The sequence below is a fragment of the Psychrobacter coccoides genome (genome assembly GCF_017498085.1).
GTDB lineage: Bacteria > Pseudomonadota > Gammaproteobacteria > Pseudomonadales > Moraxellaceae > Psychrobacter > Psychrobacter coccoides.
This window is the reverse complement of sequence record NZ_JAGBKM010000070.1, coordinates 1-272: the sequence shown is the minus strand read 5'-3', so window position 1 is coordinate 272 and position 272 is coordinate 1. Positions and strand designations below refer to the sequence as shown.

1 pseudogene is annotated in these 272 nt (G+C 42.3%); it reads left to right on the top strand.

Annotation, left to right across the window (positions count from 1 at the left end):
* Positions 1-272: pseudogene (locus tag J3492_RS13110) on the top strand (RNA-guided endonuclease InsQ/TnpB family protein); the annotation flags it as partial.

The following is a 272-nucleotide window of genomic DNA, read 5'->3' as shown; positions in this document are numbered from 1 at the left end:
AAAACGCTCAAACTACGCATCAAAGACAAACACGCCAAGCAGCTCAATATCTTAGCTGGGGCGGTTAACTTTGTCTGGAATTACGTTAATGAGCTTAGTTTTAAACACCTTAAGCGCACAGGCAAATTCTTTTCAGCCTATGATTTGGCCGCTTATATCAAAGGTAGTGGCGAATATCTAAATCTGCACAGTCAAACCCTACAAGCCATCTCAGAAACCCATGCCAAAAGCCGTAAACAGTTTAAAAAAGCCAAACTCAACTGGCGCACCAA